Consider the following 21,536-nt stretch of genomic DNA (forward strand, 5'->3'; position numbering starts at 1 on the left):
GCTTTATAGCATTACTAATAAATGCTTAAAGTTACAATGTAACATACGACCAACTGCCCATTACAACAGTTGAAAATATTGTGCACCGACTTAACATTACTTAATATTTTGATGGTCATTAGCCAGTGCATTTTTCAAAAGTAGTTTAGTCCTACCGACTCAATATGTACATTTATTCAACAAATCGTATATTATCCAATCTGGCGCTTTGTTTTACTATTCAGGGTGGTCAGCCTAAGAATATTAAATACTAATACTGACTCACAGGATTCAAATAGACACGAAAAAGCTTAAAAGCTCGAAGGGAATACATAAAAATAATATGCGGATTAGACATCTAACAATTTTACTCGTCGTTGCCAGCGTTCTACTTAGTGCCTGCACACCTTCACAACCTACAAACAAAATTCTGATCAGTGGTCCTTTTGAACCAGTCAATAACGATCCGGCAAGTACCGGCTACATGTTTACACGAATGCAAATTCTGGAAACACTCATAGACGTAGATAACCAAGGTCAGCTTATCCCAGGACTTGCTAGCTCATGGTCAAATGATGAGGACTTTACCGTTTGGACATTCAATTTACGTCCTGATGTGTATTTTCATGACGGCACATTAATGACCGCCGACGCCGTCTACAAAAGCCTTTCGGTCGCGTTTGGTAAACCAACGCCATTTTCAAAAGATATGATCGCCAACATGGAGGTGGTATCAGAATATTCTATCCAGTTCACCTTGAACCAAAGTTACCGTCCTTTCCCTTCCCTGTTAAGTAATTATGCAACTGCGATCGTGGCACCTGCAACCTTCGGCAAGTTCAACAGAATTAAAACCTTAATAGGTACAGGCCCCTATCAGATTGCGAACTTTGAACCACCCCACAATATTACAACCACACGCTTCGACAATTATTGGGGCGAGCCCGCTGTTATCGAAAACGTTGAGTACGTAACGGGTCACCGCTCTGAAACGCGGGCGCTTATGGTACGAACGGGGCAAGCGGATATTGTGTACAACCTCGACCCTGCCGCGGTTAGCATGTTGCGCACTGACTCAAATGTAAACGTGTTTAGTGACAAGATCCCTCGCACCACTTTGATTAAGTTAAATAGCGGTCATCCTATTCTCTCAGATGTAAAAGTACGGCAAGCACTGAGTTTAGCGATTGACAGGGAAGGCATTGCATCTGGCGTAATGCGTATATCGAATATCTCTGCTGATCAGCTATTTGGTCCAAATATTCGAGACTGGCATATTCGTTCTACTGCCACAGATAATGCTACCAATACTATTTCAATGAGTGACGCAGACAATAATCCAACAATAAATAACAGTGTTGAAAATGGAGACTTATTATTAAACAGGAAAAAAGCGGCACAGCTACTAACCGACGCGGGATGGTTAGTAGGTGAGGATGGAGTGCGCTACAAAGGTGGCTCACCTTTATCGCTTGATATGATTACGTATGCCAATCGCCCAGAACTCATTACCATTGCCACTGCAATTCAAGATCAATGGGCTAGCATTGGAGTAAAGCTCTCTGTCCATATGGAAAATGTAAGTGCCATTCCTTCAGGGCATGCTGATGGTACATTGCAGACTGCACTTATGGCGCGTAACTTTGCTAACATCCCAGACCCTCTCGGTATAATGCTGGCTGACTTTTCTTCAAAAGAAGGCGGAGATTGGGGGCCAATGAACTGGCAAAATGAAAAAGTGTTTAGTGATTTAAAAACCTTAAGTCACACCACGGATGAACACGCTTACAAATCGTTGATATCATCAATTATGCAAGAAGTTCAAAAAGACGTTCCTCTCATCCCCGTTATGTACTATGTACAGCAAACGGCTACATCTAGGCGACTTAGAAACTTCAGCTTCGACCCTTACGAGCGCTCTTTTCGTGTATCTCAAATGAGAATAACCCCATAGCAATGAGAAAAATCCTACTTCAACGGCTGCTTCAAGCAGTACTGATGGCGTGGAGTGTAGGTACACTCACATTTATTATAGCCCGTTCACTACCTGGAGATATGGCTTACAAAATAGCTGCTGGCCGCTACGGTGATGATGCGGTAAGCACAAGTGCCGCTAATGCCGTAGCAGAAGAACTTGGTCTACACAGAAGCGCTTTCGAACAGTACGTAAGCTGGATGACTGATTTAGCCTCTCTGGATTTAGGAACAAGCTTGGTCACGGGGGCCCCCATTGTTGTTGAGCTACAAAATCAGCTTTCTTACACCCTTGTTCTCGCTGGACTAGCTATTCTGGTATCCGCATTAATTGCGTTTCCTCTGGGAATTTATAGCGGCATCAGAAGCGCTCGAAAAAGTGAAAATACTCCTAAAAGCCGTGCTTCTCTTTTTGATAAAACAACATTAGTGTTTTCCACGTTCGTGCGCTCTCAACCGGTCTTTTGCTTGGGGCTAATTCTCATCTTTATTTTTGCACTAGAGCTCAACTGGCTTCCGGTTGCGGGCTCTTCAGGCTTTGTCTATACCATATTACCTGTAATGACCTTAGGGTTAAGCCTGGCGGCTATATCAAACCGCGTAATTCGCAATAGTACTGTTAATGCGGTTCAATCGGGTTACTTCCATTTCGCCAAGATAAAAGGGTTAAGCGCTCTAGAGGCGTTTAGGTGCCATGCGCTACCTAACGTTGTAATACCTGCTCTAGCCTTCATGGGCATACAGCTTATCGGGTTAATTGAAGGCGTAATTATGATTGAAAGCCTTTTTGCTTGGCCCGGCATAGGACACGGACTTTCCCATGCTGTCTTTGCCCGCGACATCACTATGTTACAAGGCACTGCTTTGCTAATGGGCATGTTATTCGTATTGGTCAACACACTTGTCGATTTAAGTCAGTATGCACTCGACCCAAGGGTGAGGGAAAATCGAGGACATAGCCAATGAAGACACCCGCCTTACCTGTTGAAAAAGTGATAGGCATTTCACTTTTGATGCTGCTCTTATTACTTGCGTTGGGCGAGCCTGTTCTATTGGGAACAAACGGTAATCAACAAAATTTAAAGCAAGTGCTCGAAGCCCCAAGTGCGCAACATTGGTTAGGTACAGATCAGTTCGGACGCGACATGTTAGCCAGAATCTCAGAGGGTCTGCGCATATCACTCTCTCTCGCTGCACTGTGTGTACTAAGTTCATCAATCATTGGCGTGCTAACGGGCATAATTGCAGCGTGGTGTAGAGGTTGGGTAGATACGACGTTGAATTTCATTGCCAATACAATATTGGCGCTCCCCGGACTGGTACTTATTCTTCTTTTCGCGGCGCTAGTACCAGGCTCTTTCATTATGCTGTATTTAGCCATTTCCTTAGTACTGGCCGTCGAGTACTTCAGGCTGGTACGTGCTATCACTCTACCAGTAGTGACAGGCCCTGCACTGGAAAACTCTACACTAATGGGTTTTCCAAGACGCTATTTATTTAGTCAGCATATATGGCCCGCCATTCGACAAGACGTGTTATCACTTGCTGCCTTTGGTGCCTCCTCCTCAATTATCGCCATGGCATCGGTGGGCTTCGTTTATGTTGGTTTAAAACCACCCAGCCCTGAGCTTGGGCTGATGATAGTTGAGCTTTTTCCATACTATCACGAAGCACCTTGGCTGCTCGCACAACCTATTTTCGCCCTATTCGTTCTCGTACTGGGCTTTCACTTACTTTCTGCGAAGAGTGACAAAACACCTCGTTTAAATAAGTTCATTTTTGACAGCAGCAGTAGACTATCAAAGAGTGATGCATTGGAGCGCAAACTGTGAGCCAATACATTGCTATTGAACACCTATCAATTTACGCGCAAGACACCATTATTGTAGAGGATCTATCCCTTAACCTTGAACAAGGCGAGACACTGACTATATTGGGTGAAACCGGGGCAGGTAAAAGTCTGCTAGCGCAAACAATTATGGGCGACTTACCGCCTGCACTGAGGGTTACGGGAAATGTTCTGGTAAACGGTGTAGATATGCTTCGTGCGAACCGACGTGAATGTGAACAATTGTGGGGGCGAGACATTGTTATGCTGCCGCAAGAGCCATGGCATTCTCTAAGCCCAATGATGAAAATTCGCCAGCAAGTCGCCGAAGTTTTTCGGTTTACATTGGGCAACGGTGCTCGCGAAGCACAAAAGAGTGCGAAGACACAGCTAGACAGCCTGGCTCTTAAGGACGACAGTGATAAGGTCCCTTCTCAACTTTCTGGTGGAATGGCACAGCGTGTTGCTTTTGCCTGTGCATCAGCGACTAATGCACCTTTATTTCTAGCCGACGAACCCACAAAAGGGCTAGATGCCGGACGCAAACATCATATTATTGAGCAACTAAAGCAAAAAGCTGACGACGGTACGCTACTTACCATTACGCACGATGTTTCAGTGGCAGAGGCATTGGGTGGTAAATGTATGGTGCTTAAAAACGGGAAACTGATTGAAAAAGGTGATACCCGCAAGATACTGTCCTCCCCTTCATCAAATTATACCAAAGCCCTTATTGCGTCGGCTCCGCAACACTGGACGGCTACAACAAAAAAAACGTATAGGTTTGCACCGCTGGTATCGGTGAATGACCTCACAATTATAAGAGGTAACCGTACACTATTTACTGGCCTTAGTTTTTCTTTAGGGGAAGGCGAAATTGTCGGGCTTTGTGGTGATAGCGGCAGTGGAAAAACGTCTCTAGGTGATGCTCTACTTGGGCTTCTACCCTATCAAGGCAATATTGCGTTTCATACGCTTTTACACCGTTATCAAACCCTAAAGCTATATCAAGATCCCCCAAGTTCATTTGCCGATCACACTACGCTTAAATCATTGATTGATGACGTAATAAAGCTTCACAATGTGTCTAAAAAGCGTGCTGATTTACTTTCAGCTCAACTAGGCCTTAGCCAGCAATTATTTGAGCGCAGCGCCTCTGAAGTAAGTGGAGGTGAGCTTCAACGCATTGCATTGCTGCGCGCGCTGCTACTAAAGCCCAAGCTACTTATAGCTGACGAGCCAACATCTAGGCTCGACCCCATTACAAGTAAGGCAATTACTCACTTACTTGTCGATCAATGCAGAGAAGAAAATTGCACGGTGCTCTTTATCAGCCACGATAGAACACAGCTAGAAAAAGTCTGTGACCGCGTCATTGACCTTCAGACTCTCACAACATCAAAAGCCGTTATATAACGGCTTTTGGAAGACAAGATTCAGGGCACTTTCGTGTGTTTATACGCAAACCGTAGCCACGAATAAACTAAAAAGTCACGATTTCATCATCAATAAGATGACCAACAGCCTGACTCTGCTCAGCATCGACAAATGCGCAATCTATAGCGCTAAAGCGCGCCGTAGTAACCTTTCGATAATTCGGGTGTGTATAAATATAAGTTTGCTCTGACTGAAGCGCCTCTATCACGCGTTCAGCTAGCACAGAGGCATCGATTCCCGACTCAACCGCTTTAGTTGCCGCTTGGGCGCCTGCTTTGAGCTTCTCTTTATCAATGCGCTTTTCAGCTGCCACGGTGTACTTTTCCTGCCTGTTTCTGTAAGACTCATGGATGCGAGTTTTCACAAATGCAGGGCACAGTACCGAAGTATGAATGCCAAAAGGTTTCAATTCTGGTACCCAGCTTTCTGTCATCGAAACAACCGCCGCTTTTGATGCGCAGTAGGCTCCCGCATATGGCATTCCCATCATTCCTGCCATCGACGCCACGTTTAGCACCCAGCCTCCTTCGCCGTGTTCTTTGATGGCTGGTACACATGCTTGTGCGCCATAAAGCACGCCCATTACGTTAACATCCATAACCCAGCGCCAAGTTTCATGCTCAGAATCTTCTACTTTACCCGGTGTGCCTCCCACACCCGCATTATTAATGACCATATGAACCTTGCCAAATTTCTCTATTGCATTGACAACTATATCTTCCCACTGAGAGTAGTCGGTAACATCTAGAGCACAAGTTAGCACATCAAAACCTTGTTCACGCAATCCATTACCCGACTCTGTCAAAGCCACGTTATCGATATCGCCCATAACGATGTTCATACCTTGCTTTGCCAGCGTCTGTGCCAGCGCTAATCCAATGCCACCAGCGGCGCCAGAAATAATGGCGGTTTTACCCGCAAACTCGTTAGACATTTTACTCTCCTGTAATTGTTATTACGCCGTGGGCTTCCTAGAGGAGCCTTTTCAGTGAGTAAATAGGCGTCGCCTACCTCACTCCAGTAGCGCTTATCGACATACTTAGATTAGGGGCAAGAGAACGGTGAAAATACTTTATTTAGCTAATTTGAATAGCTTCATGAAATTGATAAGGCAGGCTGAACTTAATAGTGGGGAAGTGAAAAGAGGGCAGTGACTGAGCCTGCCCTTTACTGCGATATAATGCCTCTTGCCCGAAGTTGACTCGAGCTCGATTATTTCGCCGGCATAACATAAACCTCGCGAACGCAGGCTGATTCATCTGCATTTAATGCAAACAATACCGACTTTGCGATATCCCCTGGCTTAAGCTTGTCTTCTTTAGGTTCGTCGAAAAAAGGCGTATTGACCATACCCGGGCAAATAGTTGTACAGCGGCCGCCCCACTCACGCATTTCTTCGGCGAGATTCTGACCGAAACCATAAGCGAACCATTTACTTGCGCCATAAACAGAGCCTTTCAGGGCTATCCGCCCAGCAACAGAAGATGTAATAATGAAATGGCCTTTTGCATCACGCAAATAAGGCAAACCGGCTTTAGCGGTGTAAAGCAACCCTTTTACATTTGCACCAAGCATGCCGTTCCAGTCTTCCACGTCACCGTTTTCAATGCCAGCGGCTTTTGCACCACGGCCAGCGTTGGCAAAAATACCGTCTATACGACCATACCGTTCATATACTTTCTTTAACGCCGTTTCTATTTCATCAAAGTTGCTAACGTCAGCCGTTACCGCAAGTGCGTTGTCAGAGCCTAACTCCTCTACCAGTGCACTAAGCTTGTCCTCGCTTCTTGCCAAAAGGGCAACGGTAAAACCGTTATTGACTAATTGTTTGGCTGTCTCTTTACCAATACCGCTAGAAGCACCGGTGATGGCAATAACCTTTTTACTGTTATTTGTTGTGGACATAGACGTTTCTCCCTTACTCTAGGCAATCATCTGGCTAATTTGATCTACAAAAGCCGGAATATCATTTGGGTTTCTACTAGTTACTAGTTTTGAATGAGTGACGACTTCTTCATCAACCCACGTTGCCCCTGCATTCTTGAGATCTGTTTGGATACTAGGAAATGACGTAAGTGTTGCATTCTTAGCTAGACCTGACTCTGCTAACAGCCAGGGTCCATGACAAATGGCCCCTATCGCTTTGATATTTTTCGTACTGTAGGCATCTTTGATAAAGGAAACTGCATCATCATCAGTACGCAGTACATCGGGATTAATTTGACCTCCAGGTAGCACTAGGGCGTCATAATCTTCCGGCTTTACAGACGTAACTTGTTTATCAACATTGACTTCTTTTCCCCAGTTGTCTTCATCCCATGCTTTTATTGTTGCCTGCTCATCAATGGATAGCACATCGACTTCAGCACCTTGCTCAATAAACATGTCTCTTGGTTGAATTAACTCACTTTGTTCAAAGCCGTTTGTTGCCAAAATAGCAATTTTCTTGCCTTTTAAATTTTGCGAAATGCTCATAATGTTCACTCCTATTGAAAAATGGAATATAAAACTAGTAAAAAACGGTATGCGCCAGAAAACAGAGATAACTGTCTTTTTCTACCTTCTACGTTTAGTAAAAACGTGTACGCACTCATTTGTGCATGGCATAAGACCGCTTTAACTACGATGTTTTTGAAGCTGCAAATTACAAACCACCCAATCAAAAGAAACATAAGACACTGTTTTAAAAAGAAATAAGAACAGAAACACCCACCCCAATGTTCTTGATACCCACGCAGACATTCAGAGCTTGTGAATGATTTACAGCGTTTGTACCTCAGTTCTTTTTTTAGGGATGTAAGCCGACAGCGTAATTTTTATGTATCAAACTTTAAGAGTTTTATTGTTTAGGCAAGGCATGAGGACACATGAGCAAGGAACGTTTCAACCACGCTAAATCTGCATTCGAACTTTCATTGAAAAATTGGTGGAGTATTTTAAAACGCATTTTCACCAGCCTTCAAAAAGACAACATTCCCCTTATCTCAGCTGGTGTCGCCTTCTATTGTTTACTGGCTATTTTCCCACTGCTGGGGGCTACCATTGCCTTGTATGGCCTTGTTGTTTCACCTGATGAACTACAAAACCACATGGCTTTACTGGTAAACGTAGTGCCAAGCGACAGTCGATATATTATTGAAGAACAACTCAAAAATTTAACCGAGAAGTCGAATACTTCACTGGGTTGGAGTTTTTTATTTACTCTGCTCCTGTCACTGTGGAGTAGTAGTAAAGGTGCTAACGCACTGATTAAGGCATGTAATATCACATACAGTGAAGCGGAAGGCAGAGGCTTTCTAAAAGGTATTTTGGCACGTATTACCTGCACTATCTTTATGATCCTTACCGTCATCGTATCCCTAGGCTGCATTACTATTTTACCCGAAACTATAAGTTGGATGACGTCGAATGCTGTTGATTCCAAGCAAGCAATGTGGGTGACATGGCCTGTGATGTTAGCGCTGTTTAACATTGCACTATCGGCCTTGTACCGATATGCCCCACACCGAAAAGAAGCGCAGTGGCGCTGGGTAACGCCGGGCTCCGTATTTGCTACCGCCTTGTGGGTGGTTGCCTCATATGGTTTTTCGATATACCTGAATGAATTTGGAAGCTATAACAAAACCTACGGCTCTGTAGGGGGTATTATAATCCTGCTTATGTGGCTATATTTAACGGCCTATATCATTTTAATTGGTGCTGAAGTGAATTCATCTATCGAGCTTCAAACCAGTGCTGACAGTACCGTGGGTGAAGATAAACCAATGGGTGAAAGGAACGCATTTGTGGCCGACCACACGCCAGATGATTTAAGGCGCTAACAAAAACCATGTTTTAGAGATTTCCAAGTGTTAGGGCAGTAGTCTATTGGTTTTCCTGCTGGCTTTCGTATTAGTGTCTACCCATCCAGTACTTATAACTAGTGGAAAAATAGCGGAGTAACGTGACAAGCGAACAAAATCTAACCCTAAATACAGTTACAACGTTTTTTTGAATCCCTTATATTGCTTTCTACCCAATGTTGGGTTGAATTTTAAAAGGAATTTGGAAAATGCAAGAACTTACACTTAACGAAATTACTTATGTATCCGGTGGTTGTGAAGAGCATTGCTGGGGGGACTTTAGCTGGGGAGGCTTTTGGGCATCAGTAGGTGCTGGCGCCATAGGTGGAGCAGCTGCAGGCTTGGGCGGTGCTGCATTGGGCGGCTTATCTAGCGGTTTAGGTTACGCTGGTGGCAAAGTAGGTGACAAAATGTCAGAACGCACTACTGAAACTGACGAATAAAAAACGGAGGCTTTTTGTCTCCACTTCAAGGAACTTCTTAATGAATATCTCAATTGTGCAAATAGTTAAGTATATTGCTTACATGCTCTCAATTATTGTTTTAACCGTTTTTTCGCTTAACGCTGCCACACATTATTTCAGTCTCAATGGACGTACAGAAATAGTCGTGACAACAATAGTTGTCTTCACTATTTCACTGTTGTGCACAGTGGGTGCAAAAAAGCTAAATGTTTTCCCAAGACGAAAAGTAAAACACTAGCCGCGTCCATCCCTTTCATACTTATGTAGCCCACTTTGTAGGGCCTAGGCTTTCCAAATTTGGGCGGTTTTACGCTATTCGGTGGATTTACATAGTGCGTTAGTGTCATCGGAATTATTGGCTTTCCTATTAACTCCATCGCCCACATCAAGCACATATTTGGAAATACACTTTTGCCATTTTTCTTCACTAGTTAGCCATAATTACTGTTCAAAATTCGCCCTAATTAAAGTGTTTAATTACAAGCATCGTCATATAAAACGAGCTTACTTCATGCTATTTTCTAAAACACCCAAGCGCGACTACTTCAATCCGTCCACTGCGTACAAACCTTGGTTTAAAGATCGGTCCACTGCGTCACGAGCGCATAACCGCAACCTGCTTATTCTTGCTTCTTTTCTGTGTTTTTTGCTTGGCCTGGTGGTTAGTCCGCTAGGTCGCGCTGAGTCTGGCGAACTAATGCTGCAAAGCGTGGACGGTGAGTATTCCCCCGCTCTATTGCATTCAACTGACGTGGATTTACAGGTGAATGGCATGATTGCGCACGTTACCTATTCTCAAAAATTCACTAATACCAGTAATGAATGGAAGCATGCCGTTTACACCTTTCCGCTTAATGAAAACGCGGCGATTAACAGTATGGAAATGCTTATAGGAGACAGAGTAATCCGGGGGCAAATTAAGCCGAAGGCAGAAGCGAAAGAAGCATTTGAAGCAGCCAAAAAAGCGGGAAAGAAAGCCAGTTTAACAGAGCAAAAACACCCAAATTTATTTAGCCAGCAGGTCGCGAATATAGCGCCGGGTGAGGAAATAACGGTGACACTTCAGTATGTCCAACAGGTAGACTACCGCGATGGTAGATTTACTTTTCACCTGCCTACTACGCTCACTCCTCGCTATTCGCCAGGCATTCCGCTAAATCAATTTAACGAGAATATAGAGGCTGAAATATCAGGTACTGGTTGGGGAGAGCCAACAGATCAGGTACCCGACGCCAGAGCTATCACACCTTATATGAGAGAAGGCAATGAGGGCCCGCAACTCACGTTCAACGCAACACTAAATACCGGCTTAGCGCTCAATAGCGTCACTAGCAGAAATCACCGTGTGAACTGGTCAGAATCGTCAGGTAATTATCTTGTCTCCTTTAACCAAAGCAATATCAAAATGGATAGAGACATTTGGCTAGAGTGGCAGCCTACGCCCTCTAGTGCACCACAAGCAGCTATTTTCACTGAGTCGAAAGGTCAGCATGACTACGTCCTTGTTATGCTAATGCCGCCGCAAGTGAAGAGCCAAGATTTACAGGATTTCGATCGCGATGTCACCTTCGTTATCGACACGTCAGGCTCTATGGGAGGTCGCCCGATTGTCGACGCAAAAGAGAGTTTACAATTAGCGATAGACCGCTTGAGTGAGAAAGACCGATTTAATGTTGTAGCATTTAACAATGAAACCACGCGTTTGTTTGAAACCTCTGTAGAGGGAACAACACAAAACAAGCAATATGCGAGGGACTTTGTAAAGCACCTCAATGCAGGGGGCGGCACTGAAATGGCGCCAGCCCTTAATGCCGCACTTAAACGCACGACAGCTGAAAACTTTATAAAACAAGTTGTCTTTATCACCGATGGAGCGGTAGGCAATGAAGCTGCATTGTTCTCGCAAATAAAGAACGAACTGGGTGATGCGCGCCTTTTTACAGTAGGCATAGGCAGCGCGCCTAATAGCTATTTTATGACCCGAGCCGCTCAATTTGGTCGCGGAAGCTATGTTTTTGTTAGCAATACGGCAGATATTAAACAGCAAATGGATAGCTTGCTTTATAAGTTAGAAAGCCCTGTGTTGAGTAATTTAAGCCTCACTCTACCAGCTGGCTATGCACAGTCAGCAGAAATTTACCCTTCTAAGCTCCCTGATTTATACGCGGGAGTTCCTTTGCTTTTGAATGTGAAACTGCCTCATAACGCCGGTATAAGCGGAAAAATAACCCTTCAAGGCGCACTTGTGGACAAGCAGGGCACTACTCGCGAGTGGACCCGTTCGGTAGCAATAGCGCCAACGTCGACAGTTTCTACTCAACACCTTGGCGTAGCGACTGCTTGGGCAAGAAAGAAAGTGGCGGCGTTAATGGATGAGAAAGCGTTAGGGCGAAATGTAGATGAAGTAAAACAGGACATACTTGCTGTAGCCCTGCCCCATAAACTTATAACAGAGTTCACCAGCTTTGTTGCTATTGAAGAAAAAATAGCAAATACACAGCGCATACCATCTTCCACCGAAAACGTAAGAAACTTAATGCCACAGGGAACGCAATTCAGACAAATCAGTTACCCCCAGACCGCAGCGGGTGTATCTGAGCATGTCGTATTAGGCGTGATTGCCATACTTTTATTGTCGCTTTTTCACAGCGCCGCCTTTTTACGAAACAAGGGGTGTCGAGGTTAGCACCTTAAGCTCATTTATTTATTTTGGTTGAATATTGCGTGGACAAACAATGATTAAATACGCTTTTACCATCATCTTAGTCTTGATCGCCACAGCCAGCTTTGGCAAAGCTGGCTGGATATTATTGAAAGCTGAACTGGCGCAATATTTAATTCAATCTTCGTGGGAAGAAACGCTAGCCACTGGCGCTAACCAGAAGCCTTGGCGTTGGTCTGATACTTGGCCAGTGGGCAAGCTGGTTCATGCCAAAAGCGACACACAGCTGTATGTACTAGAAGGCGCACAAGGAAACGCCCTTGCTTTTGGCCCAGGACACCACACCGACTCGCCCCCACTCGGACAGGGTGGAAGTGTGATTGGCGGGCATAGAGATACTCACTTCACGTTCTTAAAGAAAGTGAGAGCCCGAGATATTATGCAATTACAGTTGCCGAACTCACAGTGGGTAACCTATCGAGTTGTATCGAAGACGATAGTCGATGCCGCCTCGGCAATGAAAGTAGATGTAAATGGGCAGCAGCTCTATTTAGTTACCTGCTACCCATTTAATGCGGTATCAACTCAAAGTAATTTACGCCTTGTTGTTGAGTTGGTCGAAACTGAAAGCCAGCGAACCTAAATAGGTTCGCCCACAATTAATTAGCCGCTTGTTTGGGCGAAAATAAAGGACCAATGCGAACAACCTATCGCGTTTAACCTGTTTTCTAGCGAGTAACAGATTCAATGTGCAGCGAAGAAAACGTGCTATTCCAGACCTGTTCGCCTATGGTGACATTTTCAAAAATAATATCGTTGGCATTTTCTAGAATAAGAATTTCTTCTGCTTTCTTGATCGTAATGTCTTTGAATTTAACGTTATGCACAGGGGCTGCGTCTGGAGCGTGAATTTCCAAAACCGTACCCACATTTTCTACCGTTAAATCTTCAATAATAATGTCGGTATAGGTAGCCGGGAAATTACCATGTAAATTACTGGGGTAGTTTAGCTGGAACCAGAATAAGTGCTTAAACGAAGCCACTTTACTGCCTCTAATTCGAACCATTTCTACGCGCCCGCCTCTGTCTAAGTTGCTTTTAAAGCGATATGCTGAGTCGCCTTCATGTAAGACATTGTTCTCAAAAAATACGCGCTTAATGCCGCCAGACATTTCCGAACCAAGACCAATACCGTCTTCCCCACCTAAATCATTGTTTCGTGCAACAATGTCTGTGCTAGGTATACCTATATTTCGACCGTCAGCGTCTCTGCCAGACTTAATAACGATACCGTCATCACCGGTTCTAAAGTGATTATCTTCAGCAAGCACAAACTGGCTCGATTCAATATCTAACCCGTCGTTGTTGTACAGGTGACTTTTTACCTTCACTCGTCTTACCGTAGCATGAGACGTATAAACCAGATGATTAACCCAAAACGGGGAATTCAGGGCCGTATAATCTTCAAGCAGCACACGCTTGGCGTGGAAAAACTGAATAAGCGGAGGGCGCAAGTAATGCCCTTCTCCGAACTGACGCTTATCTACTGGAACGCCATCAAACCCCATTTTACGAAGCGCATGCATATCTGTATTTTGTTTCTCATACCAGCCAATAAACGCCGATTGGGCATTCCCGTCGATAGTACCTTTACCTGTAATTGCCACATCTTCCACATTTAGCGCATAAATTAGCGGTGAATAGGTAAATACCTCAGTACCCTCCCAACGGGTTTTAACCACGGGTAGGTAGTGCGAAGGGTCGCCGGAAAATAGCAGAGTAGCGCCCTCCTCTAGGTGCAAGTTCACTTTACTTTTAAGACGAATAGGACCGTCTACTTGCCATGTTCCTTTGGGCACAAAAACAATACCGCCGCCGCTGGCCGAAGCCTTATCAATTACACGTTGAATTGGCGCTCGCGCTGCGCTTAGTGAAGTATCACTCACATCAACCACAAATTTTTCGTTTGGAATAGTGGGCAGCTGGATCTGATTTACAATCTGTTCAGCAATTCTCCAGTCTTCGTCAGTAGATGCCGACGCACAGGAAAAAGTTAGAAGGGTTACAATAAACGCCCCCCATCCCAAAGCCCGGCGGTGTGTGAAACGGCTGGGGTAGCTACTCATAGAACGGTCAACATCAGGTATAAAGCGCAGCATAAAAGCTCCATTATTTAAGTCGTAACTGATTGCGTTTAAGAAACAAAATATTCACATCACAACAATAATGCCACCGGTGGCATTATTAATCAAAATAATGTTATTACCCGTTTAACCACGGCACGATTTTTATCTTTCGGATTAGTTTACTTTGCGCTTAAGTGCGGCTTTTTCGGTTTCACTTAAAAAAGCAATTGCCAATGCATTCTCTTGCGCTTGTTTAATATGAGAAGGCATAAGGCCAGCTTGCTTAGCTGCAACGGAGAATTCGTGATCTAGCTCTACACCTTGAACTGCCGGGTCGTCGGTATTCAGGCAGGCGAGTATGCCGTGATCCAAAAAGGTTTTTAACGGGTGCTCTGTTAATGATGTGACCGTGTTCGTCAATACGTTGCTGGTTAAACAGCTTTCAATGCCAATACGGTTGTCGCGCAAATAGTCCATTAGCTTAGCATCATTAATAGCATTAACGCCGTGCCCTATTCGCACAGCACCTAAGTCGTTAATGGCTTGCCAAATGCTCTGCGGGCCTACTGCTTCACCTGCATGAATTGTGATAGGCATCCCTTCGCGGCGCACTTTTGTAAAATGCTCTATGAACATGTTGCCAGGAAAACCTTTTTCATCACCCGCCAAATCAATTGCAGTTATATGCGCTTTACAGGCCAAAATTGAATCTAGCTCATGCTGACATACTTTTGCGCCATTAGAACGCGACAAAATACCGATGAGATTAACTTTAACATCGTGATCTTTAGTTGCGCTTTTTACACCGTCTATCACGGCCTCAACCACACCTTGTGTTGGTAGCCCGTGACTTTCAGCCATAAAATAAGGACTAAAACGCAGCTCTGTGTAGTCAATACCCTGCTTAGCTGCATCTTCTACATTCTCTATCGCTACCCTTTTGCAGGCGTCGAGGCTGCCTAACACCTTAACGCCCCACGTAAGCTTATTTAAAAATGACACCAAATCGGGGGCGATCTCCATTACTTGAACATGCGGTCTCAAGCCCTCTAACGAATAAGCAGGCAAACAAATGTTAAATTGTTGACCAAGCTCCAGAATGGTTTGCAGACGCACATTGCCATCTAAATGACGATGTAAATCAAGTAATGGAAAGTTTTTATTTATCATGGAAATACGATGAGTTAAGGCGTAAGCCCTACTATACCACTTGGCGCTGTAAACCTCGCATTCTTGCAGAAAATAACTTTTTTATAGCGGGACAAAACAGTACTTTTTTTGAAACAAAATTTGTTTTAAGTTCGTTCTAGGCATCTAACTTCATTCTATCGATGCTTTTCTTGATTACTTTTCATAACTTTCAATAGCAACGAGCCAGTTGCTCGTTGGCGTGCGCCTTGTCACACAGGCTAAATACCACCAAAGAGCAACAGGCCTCTTCATTATCACCAAAAAACACTAACAGGAGCACAGTCATGTGCGGAAAATGTATAGAAGGCTGCTATTTAGCAGGCTGGCGTAATGGCGTGTATTCATTCGAACATATGCAAGAAGAACCCGATTTTATGGGGAAAGATGTAAAGGCAGCCCATGGCTTGGTGGAAGTGGTGTGCTCGTTAGGTTCTTCGCTCAATGAGCTCCACGCACTTGGATTAGCGGACTCGCCAATGATAGCTTGGGCAGGATGGATTTATTCGAGAAACGAATCGCACACCCAAATCGATTTAACACGGCATGACGACGTTCTCAAATATCAGAGGGCCTTACGTCATTCAAAAGAAAGTAAATGGGCTGAGATTAATGCCCTCTACCCGAACATTGCAAAGTTTTTAGATAACCTAACGCTTCAAGACGTTGCTAATACCCTCGATGAAGCGCTTCTCGATGAAATTGAGACATGCCTTCTTGCTCTTCATGGTAACGGGTATTACACCTTTGAATTAGTAGAGTCTATGTTCGCCGCCGAAGGGCTATTCCCCATTATTGAGCTAAGTGATACGGCAATGCCGTCACTGTTTGTTGACCACGCACTTGAAATATTCTTACTAACCGAACATCTTTTACACTATCGCCCATTTTCTTGGGCGCTTTGTGTGGCGTTAAGTGTTGACTTAACGTGCGATTTCGACAGCTATCATATGGCGTGGCGTCGATACACCGCTAACCGCGTTTTAAACACGCTTCTAATAAATCGCAATTTACAAGGTATGTACGCGTTAGCAAGTACACTTGAACTCAATACCGTTCACGCCATATGTCAGCGGAACGTAGCGAATAAACACCTACTTACTCAGCTTTTAAGCGTGGTAAACAACTGTAAAGGGGATACTTATATTGAACCTAAACGTCTAGCCTCGCACATCACTTCATTGATTTCAGTGTAAATGCTTACTCCTTACAGTTTGAGATAGGGTGAATGGTTAAGTACAGCTCGTTATGACAGTCAAATACGTGCGAATCTAACTTAATCAATATTAGACACGATGAAATATAGCGCTCGATATTATAGAGTACTTTTGGCATGCCTTACCAAGAACAACTCCTTGGTAAGGCTATTCGCATTACATTTCTTTTTTAAGGGTTTTCGCAACCGCTAAAACTAGGTCTGCCGACGGGCGAACTTTGAAGTCTGGGTTAACATAGCTAAACAAAACCTGCCCTTTTTTATTGAGCATGAAGATGCTGGGTGCTGGCAAAACACTATTACCGCTTTCATCTTCTGTTAAGCTAATGCCATAGGTTTTGTACTTTAACTCAGTCACAGTATCTAAATAGAAACCAACGCCGAACTCGCGAATAGTGTCTAGTTTGTCGTCGGATAAAAGCGTAACCAAGAATTCTGTTTCAAGCTTTTGCTCTTGCAAGCGCTCTGGTGATTCAGGTGAAATGGCCAAAATCTGATAGCCCATATCCACCAAGTCTTTTTCAATATCTTTAAGCTGGGCAAGCTGCTCATTACAATACGGGCACCACCCGCCGCGATAAAAAAGTACAATACTGGGCTTTTGCATGGTAAGCGCTTGTAAGCTTACCGGCGAGCCATCTGCCATTTTAAGCGTTGTTTTAGGCGCCACTTGACCATTAAGCAACGGCGTTACTGAATCTGCATCTTCTGCAATAGTGCCGCGCTCCAAAGCATACGCATTTGATGCGCCTGCTATACAGGCGAACATTAACATCGCCATAGCCACTAGTCTCTTCATCAACCCTCTCCGTTTTCATTTTTGTTTGTTTAGTTTTTGGTTATCCGCGCTTTGCGCGATGTCCAATATGACCGAGAAGCTTCACTAGAAATTTCGCGCACTAATAAATAAACCGACAAATACTTGTAATGGACGCTACTCACCTACAGCGAAATTTGCTTTTTACTGCTACTATAGCGCCAAAACTTGCTATGCCACTTTTTACATAGCACATGGGGTTAACTTCAAGCCTCCTAAGAACAAAGCAGGAACACCATGGCTCTTAAAGCGACCATTTTTAAAGCTGACATATCCATAACGGATATGGATCGCAATTACTATAACGACCACAACCTTACTATTGCCCGTCACCCTTCTGAAAATGACGAACGAATGATGCTGCGCGTGGTTGCGTTTATTGTTAATGCTCATGAACGCCTACAGTTTACCAAGGGGCTGTCTGACGATGACGTTCCAGATTTATGGCAAAAGAGTTTTAGCGATGAAATAGAGCTGTGGATTGAGTTAGGACAACCCTCTGAACAGCGCATCAAAAAGGGCTGCAATCAAAGCCAACAAATGATGATTTATTCCTACGCCGACAACAGCTTCGACGCGTGGTGGAAAAAAGAGCATAACAAGCTACAAACCAAAAAGAACTTATCAGTGTTTACTTTGCCAGAGTCGCTTGCCGCTACTTTGGCCAATGCTGTTCATCGCTCTATGCAAATACAGGTTACTATTCAAGATGGGCAAATGTGGCTAACTATTGAAGGTGCAGATGTCACCGAGAGCGTTGAAGTGTCTATAGAGAAGCAGTTGTAATGAAAAAGCTCTCTGCCGTTCAACTTAAACAGCAAGCACTGGTTTTTAGTATAGCCGATAGCCTTGAAGCACAAGCCCTTGAAGAGTTAAATGGTATGCAACAGTGTTGGTTTGACGTTCAGTATCACCAATTCCCCGGCTCGTTACTGCTTCGCTTTCAATTCGAAAATGAAGAAGCGGTGTCAAACGCTGAGCCTGAACTAAAGAAGTGGCAGCGAAAATTAAGCGCAGCGCTACTTAAAAAAGGCGTTGTGTTGAAGGATATGCGTCGACACCTTGTGTTTACTACACAAGACCCAGATGATTAACATCCGCATTGCGACGAAATAGCACCGTTCAGGAGCAAATAAATTCCACAAATTACCAAAATTTAGTTATAAACCTTTCATTTTTCCGCATAAAGTCTACTTACGCTTTGTTATTTAAGTAGGTTAGACTGATTTTGTCGTGTATTTAGCTTGCCAATTATTTTTAGGAAATAGCCAGTAACGCTCAGCGTTGCACTAAATATTCGCACAAATCATGTTGACCAATTACTACAATAACCATAATCCCAGCAAAAGGAGCTTCACAATGAAAACTAAAGCAATGGCGTTAGCACTACTACTGTCGTTAATGGGCTGTACTGAGTCTAGCGAAGAGACGAAAAGCGAAGTAAAAAAAGAGATGGAAAAAGCGGGCGAAGCGACAGCAGACGCCTATGACAGCGCAAAAGAAAGTGCTGCAGATTCTTGGGATAAAACCAAAGACGCGAGTTCTGAAGCTTACGAAGAAGGTAAAGAAATGGCTTCTGATGCCTTTGATAACGGCAAAGAGATGGCTTCAGACGCATATGATGATGGCAAGAAAATGGCCTCTGACGCATACGACGCAACGGCTGAAAAAGCAGGTGAGTTTAAAGACGCCGCAGCGAAGAAAGCACATGAAGCTTGCGTAAAAATGAAAGAGCAAATGGGCGGCGACGTAAGCGAATGTGACGATTAATGTGATCTCATATTAACTTAGAAATTGAGGGCGAACCTTAAGGTTCGCTTTTTTGTTGGCGTTTAAAAAACAAACGTTTGTAAAAATGTCTACTCACAACCCGCTAAAATCACCGACTCTGGTGTGATAGTTAAAGGCGCAACCCGCAATAATGTATTAATGCCTAGAATATTATTTCCCTTTGGAAGTACAGCCACCTCTACAGGCCCCACTTCACAGGTATTACCTATACGAACCGAGTTTAACTGATACTGTGATATTTTAACGATCTTGCCGTTAGCCATTCTCGCCGCAGAAGTACGCGTAGCGAGTAGCTTTTGATTTCTTGTTAGCGCGTCGAAGGTAGCTTGATTGAGGGTTAACAAGCTTGAACCCGTATCTAATAGAAACGAAGCCTTTATGTTCGATTCTAGGGTCGCTTCCAGATATAGTGTTCCGCCTTTGCTTTGTGAAAGAGGAATATTTTGTTCTATCGCTGACACGGCAGATGTGCATGCTAACCAAAAAGTTAGCAAAGCAAATAGGGGGATTTTAAGTTTTACACTCACCGCACATACACCGTTTTTCGACGCTTCACATAGGTGTTGATTGACAGCAAGATAAAGACCAAAGGGTAAACAATTGATTTTAGTGGAACTCCACAAAACGGCTTCGCGACAAAGCCCCATTTTAGTGCGCGCATCCATGCGCAACGCACTACTATAACGCAGCCATTTGTTAGCACGCCCGATTAATTTTGGTCTTTATGTCCTTGGCTTGATTGTTCAAAGCCCATATACGTCCATTAGTGATAGAAAACACCTATCACCAACCCCCATTGTTTAGCACTTTTTTGGCCATACAATAGACTAAAGTAGCAATTCAATAAGAGGACACAACATGAAGTTACGCTATGTATTGAGTTCATTAATTACGGCTGTCTCGCTTGGCTTTTCTGCAAACGCTGCGCAGGCTACGACGTTGTCAACTGATGAAACGGTTGATGTGCAAGTTGTTGATTATTCAGGAAAGCCTCCATTCAAACGCAAGGTAGTTAGCTTATCGGTTAACGATGTGGCGCAATTGGAATCAGTAGGGCAAGAAGCTATTGAATACGTTGAAGTGAAAGAAGTTATCATGCGAGGTAAGCCGCCATATCGCAGAGTAACGACCATGATGCCAGTGTATGATGTAGCTCAGCTTGAATTGTTAGAAGAGCAAACTGACAATCAGAAACGCGGCACTCGCCCACCATTTAAACGCCACTAATCGCGTTTTTATTAGCAGCACATTGCACCAAAGCGATTCACTTTTGCCTGAGTGAATCGCTTTTTTATTGTGCATACCTGTCTACGCCATTTTCTATTTCGATGTAGCTAACAGGCCCCTGTTAGCGCGTTTTTATTTTTAATGACGCGTCAGAAGCGATAAAGTAATAAAAAACAAAAAGAGAAAATAAATGCAGCCTCACGACCATTCTCCACTCAATGACTTTATCGAATACTCTACAGAGCAAATGCTAGCCCGTAGCCAAGAATTCTTGAAAACCATGCAGCGTCGGCACAGCATTCGACACTTTAGCGACCGACCTGTTGATAAAGCCGTAATTGAAAACTGTATATTAACCGCGGGAAGCGCACCTAGCGGGGCGAACCATCAACCGTGGCACTTTGCTGCTATTCAGTCGCCCGAAGTAAAACAACAAATACGCGAACAGGCTGAAGCGCATGAGCGCGGTTTTTATAATGGCCGTGCGGGGCAACAGTGGCTAGATGACCTAAAGCCGTTAGGCACTGACGCAAGTAAACCCTATCTGGAAACCGCGCCTTGGCTAATTGCCGTATTCAGTCAAAAGTTTGGAGAGACAGAAACAGGCGAAAAAAGCCAAAATTACTATGTGCACGAATCGGTGGGTATCGCAGTGGGTATGCTTATTACTTCACTCCACAACGCAGGTTTGGCAACCTTGACCCACACACCAAAGCCAATGAACTTTTTAACCGAAGTCTGTCAACGGCCTGATAACGAGCGTGCTTATATGCTTATTATTGCGGGCTATCCGGCGGATAACGCCACTATTCCTGCACACGCCATGCAAAAAAAGTCGCTTAGCGAAATTGCGAGCTTTCTTTAAATCTACAACGCGCTATGGGCCTAGGCGCATGAAGTAAACTAAGTATTTAAAACGGTATAACTAATAAAAGCTTTGTCATAGACATGAGATACGCAGCACTTATAATGCGCCCTCGTTATT

General features: G+C 44.1%; 21 protein-coding genes. 14 read left to right on the top strand and 7 right to left on the bottom strand.

Translation table 11 applies throughout. From position 1 onward, the window contains the following. Positions 1 to 463: 463 nt before the first annotated feature. The 4 genes from ACXAGV_RS01400 to ACXAGV_RS01415 are packed head-to-tail and all read left to right on the top strand — an operon-like array spanning position 464 to position 5,197. Positions 464 to 1,933 (top strand): ABC transporter substrate-binding protein, encoded by a 1,470-nt coding sequence (locus tag ACXAGV_RS01400; protein WP_474871217.1) that lies wholly within the window; start codon positions 464 to 466, stop codon positions 1,931 to 1,933. Between the two features lie 2 nt (positions 1,934 to 1,935). Then, positions 1,936 to 2,919 carry an ABC transporter permease gene (locus ACXAGV_RS01405; RefSeq protein ID WP_474871219.1) on the top strand — a complete coding sequence of 328 codons (984 nt, stop codon included), beginning with the start codon at positions 1,936 to 1,938 and terminating at the stop codon, positions 2,917 to 2,919. Then, entirely contained in the window at positions 2,916 to 3,785 is an 870-nt protein-coding gene (locus tag ACXAGV_RS01410; protein WP_474871221.1) for an ABC transporter permease, read from the top strand. The genes ACXAGV_RS01405 and ACXAGV_RS01410 overlap by 4 nt, the downstream gene beginning before the upstream one ends. Beyond that, the gene (locus tag ACXAGV_RS01415; protein ID WP_474871223.1) at positions 3,782 to 5,197 is read left to right on the top strand and encodes an ABC transporter ATP-binding protein; all 1,416 of its coding nucleotides are present in this window, start codon (positions 3,782 to 3,784) and stop codon (positions 5,195 to 5,197) included. Before ACXAGV_RS01410 ends, ACXAGV_RS01415 begins: the two co-directional genes overlap by 4 nt. Positions 5,198 to 5,264: 67 nt before the next feature. Here ACXAGV_RS01415 and ACXAGV_RS01420 read toward each other — a convergent pair whose 3' ends face one another. From ACXAGV_RS01420 to ACXAGV_RS01430, 3 genes are all read right to left on the bottom strand, one after another. Continuing rightward, positions 5,265 to 6,152, bottom strand: a complete 888-nt coding sequence (locus ACXAGV_RS01420; protein ID WP_474871225.1) for an SDR family NAD(P)-dependent oxidoreductase — start codon at positions 6,150 to 6,152, stop codon at positions 5,265 to 5,267. Positions 6,153 to 6,430: 278 nt separating this feature from the next. Further along, complete coding sequence (locus ACXAGV_RS01425; RefSeq protein ID WP_474871227.1) at positions 6,431 to 7,123, bottom strand: SDR family oxidoreductase; 693 nt, start codon at positions 7,121 to 7,123, stop codon at positions 6,431 to 6,433. An 18-nt stretch (positions 7,124 to 7,141) separates the two neighbouring features. Then, positions 7,142 to 7,693: a type 1 glutamine amidotransferase domain-containing protein gene (locus ACXAGV_RS01430; protein WP_474871229.1), complete on the bottom strand. Its 552-nt coding sequence runs from the start codon at positions 7,691 to 7,693 to the stop codon at positions 7,142 to 7,144. A gap of 392 nt (positions 7,694 to 8,085) precedes the next feature. On the opposite strand from ACXAGV_RS01430, the gene ACXAGV_RS01435 reads away from it, so the two are divergent. The 4 genes from ACXAGV_RS01435 (at position 8,086) to ACXAGV_RS01450 (ending at position 12,829) form a co-directional block, all read left to right on the top strand. Further along, positions 8,086 to 9,039 carry a YihY/virulence factor BrkB family protein gene (locus tag ACXAGV_RS01435; RefSeq protein WP_474871231.1) on the top strand — a complete coding sequence of 318 codons (954 nt, stop codon included), beginning with the start codon at positions 8,086 to 8,088 and terminating at the stop codon, positions 9,037 to 9,039. 230 nt (positions 9,040 to 9,269) lie between these two features. Next, complete coding sequence (locus tag ACXAGV_RS01440) at positions 9,270 to 9,503, top strand: hypothetical protein (RefSeq protein ID WP_474871233.1); 234 nt, start codon at positions 9,270 to 9,272, stop codon at positions 9,501 to 9,503. Between the two features lie 532 nt (positions 9,504 to 10,035). Next, positions 10,036 to 12,210 (top strand): marine proteobacterial sortase target protein, encoded by a 2,175-nt coding sequence (locus ACXAGV_RS01445; RefSeq protein WP_474871235.1) that lies wholly within the window; start codon positions 10,036 to 10,038, stop codon positions 12,208 to 12,210. A gap of 49 nt (positions 12,211 to 12,259) precedes the next feature. Beyond that, positions 12,260 to 12,829, top strand: a complete 570-nt coding sequence (locus ACXAGV_RS01450) for a class GN sortase (protein ID WP_338851995.1) — start codon at positions 12,260 to 12,262, stop codon at positions 12,827 to 12,829. Positions 12,830 to 12,914: 85 nt separating this feature from the next. Here ACXAGV_RS01450 and ACXAGV_RS01455 read toward each other — a convergent pair whose 3' ends face one another. After that, a complete protein-coding gene (locus tag ACXAGV_RS01455) occupies positions 12,915 to 14,345 on the bottom strand; it encodes a glycoside hydrolase family 28 protein (protein ID WP_474871237.1) in 1,431 nt (476 codons plus the stop codon). 141 nt (positions 14,346 to 14,486) lie between these two features. After that, positions 14,487 to 15,482 (bottom strand): adenosine deaminase, encoded by a 996-nt coding sequence (add, locus tag ACXAGV_RS01460; protein ID WP_474871239.1) that lies wholly within the window; start codon positions 15,480 to 15,482, stop codon positions 14,487 to 14,489. A gap of 305 nt (positions 15,483 to 15,787) precedes the next feature. Here add and ACXAGV_RS01465 point away from each other — a divergent pair, with 305 nt between their 5' ends. Next, complete coding sequence (locus tag ACXAGV_RS01465) at positions 15,788 to 16,696, top strand: hypothetical protein (RefSeq protein ID WP_474871241.1); 909 nt, start codon at positions 15,788 to 15,790, stop codon at positions 16,694 to 16,696. 177 nt (positions 16,697 to 16,873) lie between these two features. Here the strand turns inward: ACXAGV_RS01465 and ACXAGV_RS01470 are convergent, their stop codons facing one another. Beyond that, positions 16,874 to 17,515 carry a peroxiredoxin-like family protein gene (locus ACXAGV_RS01470; RefSeq protein ID WP_474871243.1) on the bottom strand — a complete coding sequence of 214 codons (642 nt, stop codon included), beginning with the start codon at positions 17,513 to 17,515 and terminating at the stop codon, positions 16,874 to 16,876. A 255-nt stretch (positions 17,516 to 17,770) separates the two neighbouring features. Between ACXAGV_RS01470 and ACXAGV_RS01475 the strand changes: the two genes are divergently transcribed. From ACXAGV_RS01475 to ACXAGV_RS01485, 3 genes are all read left to right on the top strand, one after another. Next, a complete protein-coding gene (locus ACXAGV_RS01475; protein ID WP_039232321.1) occupies positions 17,771 to 18,319 on the top strand; it encodes a YaeQ family protein in 549 nt (182 codons plus the stop codon). Beyond that, positions 18,319 to 18,627 carry a hypothetical protein gene (locus tag ACXAGV_RS01480; RefSeq protein ID WP_474871246.1) on the top strand — a complete coding sequence of 103 codons (309 nt, stop codon included), beginning with the start codon at positions 18,319 to 18,321 and terminating at the stop codon, positions 18,625 to 18,627. The genes ACXAGV_RS01475 and ACXAGV_RS01480 overlap by 1 nt, the downstream gene beginning before the upstream one ends. 265 nt (positions 18,628 to 18,892) lie before the next feature. Beyond that, positions 18,893 to 19,303: a hypothetical protein gene (locus ACXAGV_RS01485; RefSeq protein ID WP_474871248.1), complete on the top strand. Its 411-nt coding sequence runs from the start codon at positions 18,893 to 18,895 to the stop codon at positions 19,301 to 19,303. A gap of 89 nt (positions 19,304 to 19,392) precedes the next feature. Here ACXAGV_RS01485 and ACXAGV_RS01490 read toward each other — a convergent pair whose 3' ends face one another. Further along, complete coding sequence (locus ACXAGV_RS01490) at positions 19,393 to 19,989, bottom strand: retropepsin-like aspartic protease family protein (protein WP_474871250.1); 597 nt, start codon at positions 19,987 to 19,989, stop codon at positions 19,393 to 19,395. Positions 19,990 to 20,182: 193 nt separating this feature from the next. Here ACXAGV_RS01490 and ACXAGV_RS01495 point away from each other — a divergent pair, with 193 nt between their 5' ends. After that, positions 20,183 to 20,551 (top strand): hypothetical protein, encoded by a 369-nt coding sequence (locus tag ACXAGV_RS01495; protein WP_474871252.1) that lies wholly within the window; start codon positions 20,183 to 20,185, stop codon positions 20,549 to 20,551. 190 nt (positions 20,552 to 20,741) lie between these two features. Next, positions 20,742 to 21,416, top strand: a complete 675-nt coding sequence (locus tag ACXAGV_RS01500; protein WP_474871254.1) for a nitroreductase family protein — start codon at positions 20,742 to 20,744, stop codon at positions 21,414 to 21,416. The last annotated feature ends 120 nt before the right edge of the window (positions 21,417 to 21,536 follow it).

Source organism: Alteromonas sp. ABH4_453 (assembly GCF_056160665.1).

Bases quoted from the DNA above. Each gene is read 5' to 3' on its own strand.
- ACXAGV_RS01425 (WP_474871227.1), bottom strand. From the start codon at position 7,123: ATGTCCACAACAAATAACAGTAAAAAGGTTATTGCCATCACCGGTGCT.
- ACXAGV_RS01420 (WP_474871225.1), bottom strand. From the start codon at position 6,152: ATGTCTAACGAGTTTGCGGGTAAAACCGCCATTATTTCTGGCGCCGCT.
- add (WP_474871239.1), bottom strand. From the start codon at position 15,482: ATGATAAATAAAAACTTTCCATTACTTGATTTACATCGTCATTTAGAT.
- ACXAGV_RS01500 (WP_474871254.1), top strand. From the start codon at position 20,742: ATGCAGCCTCACGACCATTCTCCACTCAATGACTTTATCGAATACTCT.
- ACXAGV_RS01495 (WP_474871252.1), top strand. From the start codon at position 20,183: ATGAAGTTACGCTATGTATTGAGTTCATTAATTACGGCTGTCTCGCTT.
- ACXAGV_RS01400 (WP_474871217.1), top strand. From the start codon at position 464: ATGTTTACACGAATGCAAATTCTGGAAACACTCATAGACGTAGATAAC.
- ACXAGV_RS01485 (WP_474871248.1), top strand. From the start codon at position 18,893: ATGAAAACTAAAGCAATGGCGTTAGCACTACTACTGTCGTTAATGGGC.
- ACXAGV_RS01445 (WP_474871235.1), top strand. From the start codon at position 10,036: ATGCTATTTTCTAAAACACCCAAGCGCGACTACTTCAATCCGTCCACT.
- ACXAGV_RS01480 (WP_474871246.1), top strand. From the start codon at position 18,319: ATGAAAAAGCTCTCTGCCGTTCAACTTAAACAGCAAGCACTGGTTTTT.
- ACXAGV_RS01455 (WP_474871237.1), bottom strand. From the start codon at position 14,345: ATGCTGCGCTTTATACCTGATGTTGACCGTTCTATGAGTAGCTACCCC.
- ACXAGV_RS01470 (WP_474871243.1), bottom strand. From the start codon at position 17,515: ATGAAGAGACTAGTGGCTATGGCGATGTTAATGTTCGCCTGTATAGCA.
- ACXAGV_RS01440 (WP_474871233.1), top strand. From the start codon at position 9,270: ATGCAAGAACTTACACTTAACGAAATTACTTATGTATCCGGTGGTTGT.
- ACXAGV_RS01475 (WP_039232321.1), top strand. From the start codon at position 17,771: ATGGCTCTTAAAGCGACCATTTTTAAAGCTGACATATCCATAACGGAT.
- ACXAGV_RS01410 (WP_474871221.1), top strand. From the start codon at position 2,916: ATGAAGACACCCGCCTTACCTGTTGAAAAAGTGATAGGCATTTCACTT.
- ACXAGV_RS01490 (WP_474871250.1), bottom strand. From the start codon at position 19,989: ATGGATGCGCGCACTAAAATGGGGCTTTGTCGCGAAGCCGTTTTGTGG.
- ACXAGV_RS01430 (WP_474871229.1), bottom strand. From the start codon at position 7,693: ATGAGCATTTCGCAAAATTTAAAAGGCAAGAAAATTGCTATTTTGGCA.
- ACXAGV_RS01405 (WP_474871219.1), top strand. From the start codon at position 1,936: ATGAGAAAAATCCTACTTCAACGGCTGCTTCAAGCAGTACTGATGGCG.
- ACXAGV_RS01450 (WP_338851995.1), top strand. From the start codon at position 12,260: ATGATTAAATACGCTTTTACCATCATCTTAGTCTTGATCGCCACAGCC.
- ACXAGV_RS01435 (WP_474871231.1), top strand. From the start codon at position 8,086: ATGAGCAAGGAACGTTTCAACCACGCTAAATCTGCATTCGAACTTTCA.
- ACXAGV_RS01465 (WP_474871241.1), top strand. From the start codon at position 15,788: ATGTGCGGAAAATGTATAGAAGGCTGCTATTTAGCAGGCTGGCGTAAT.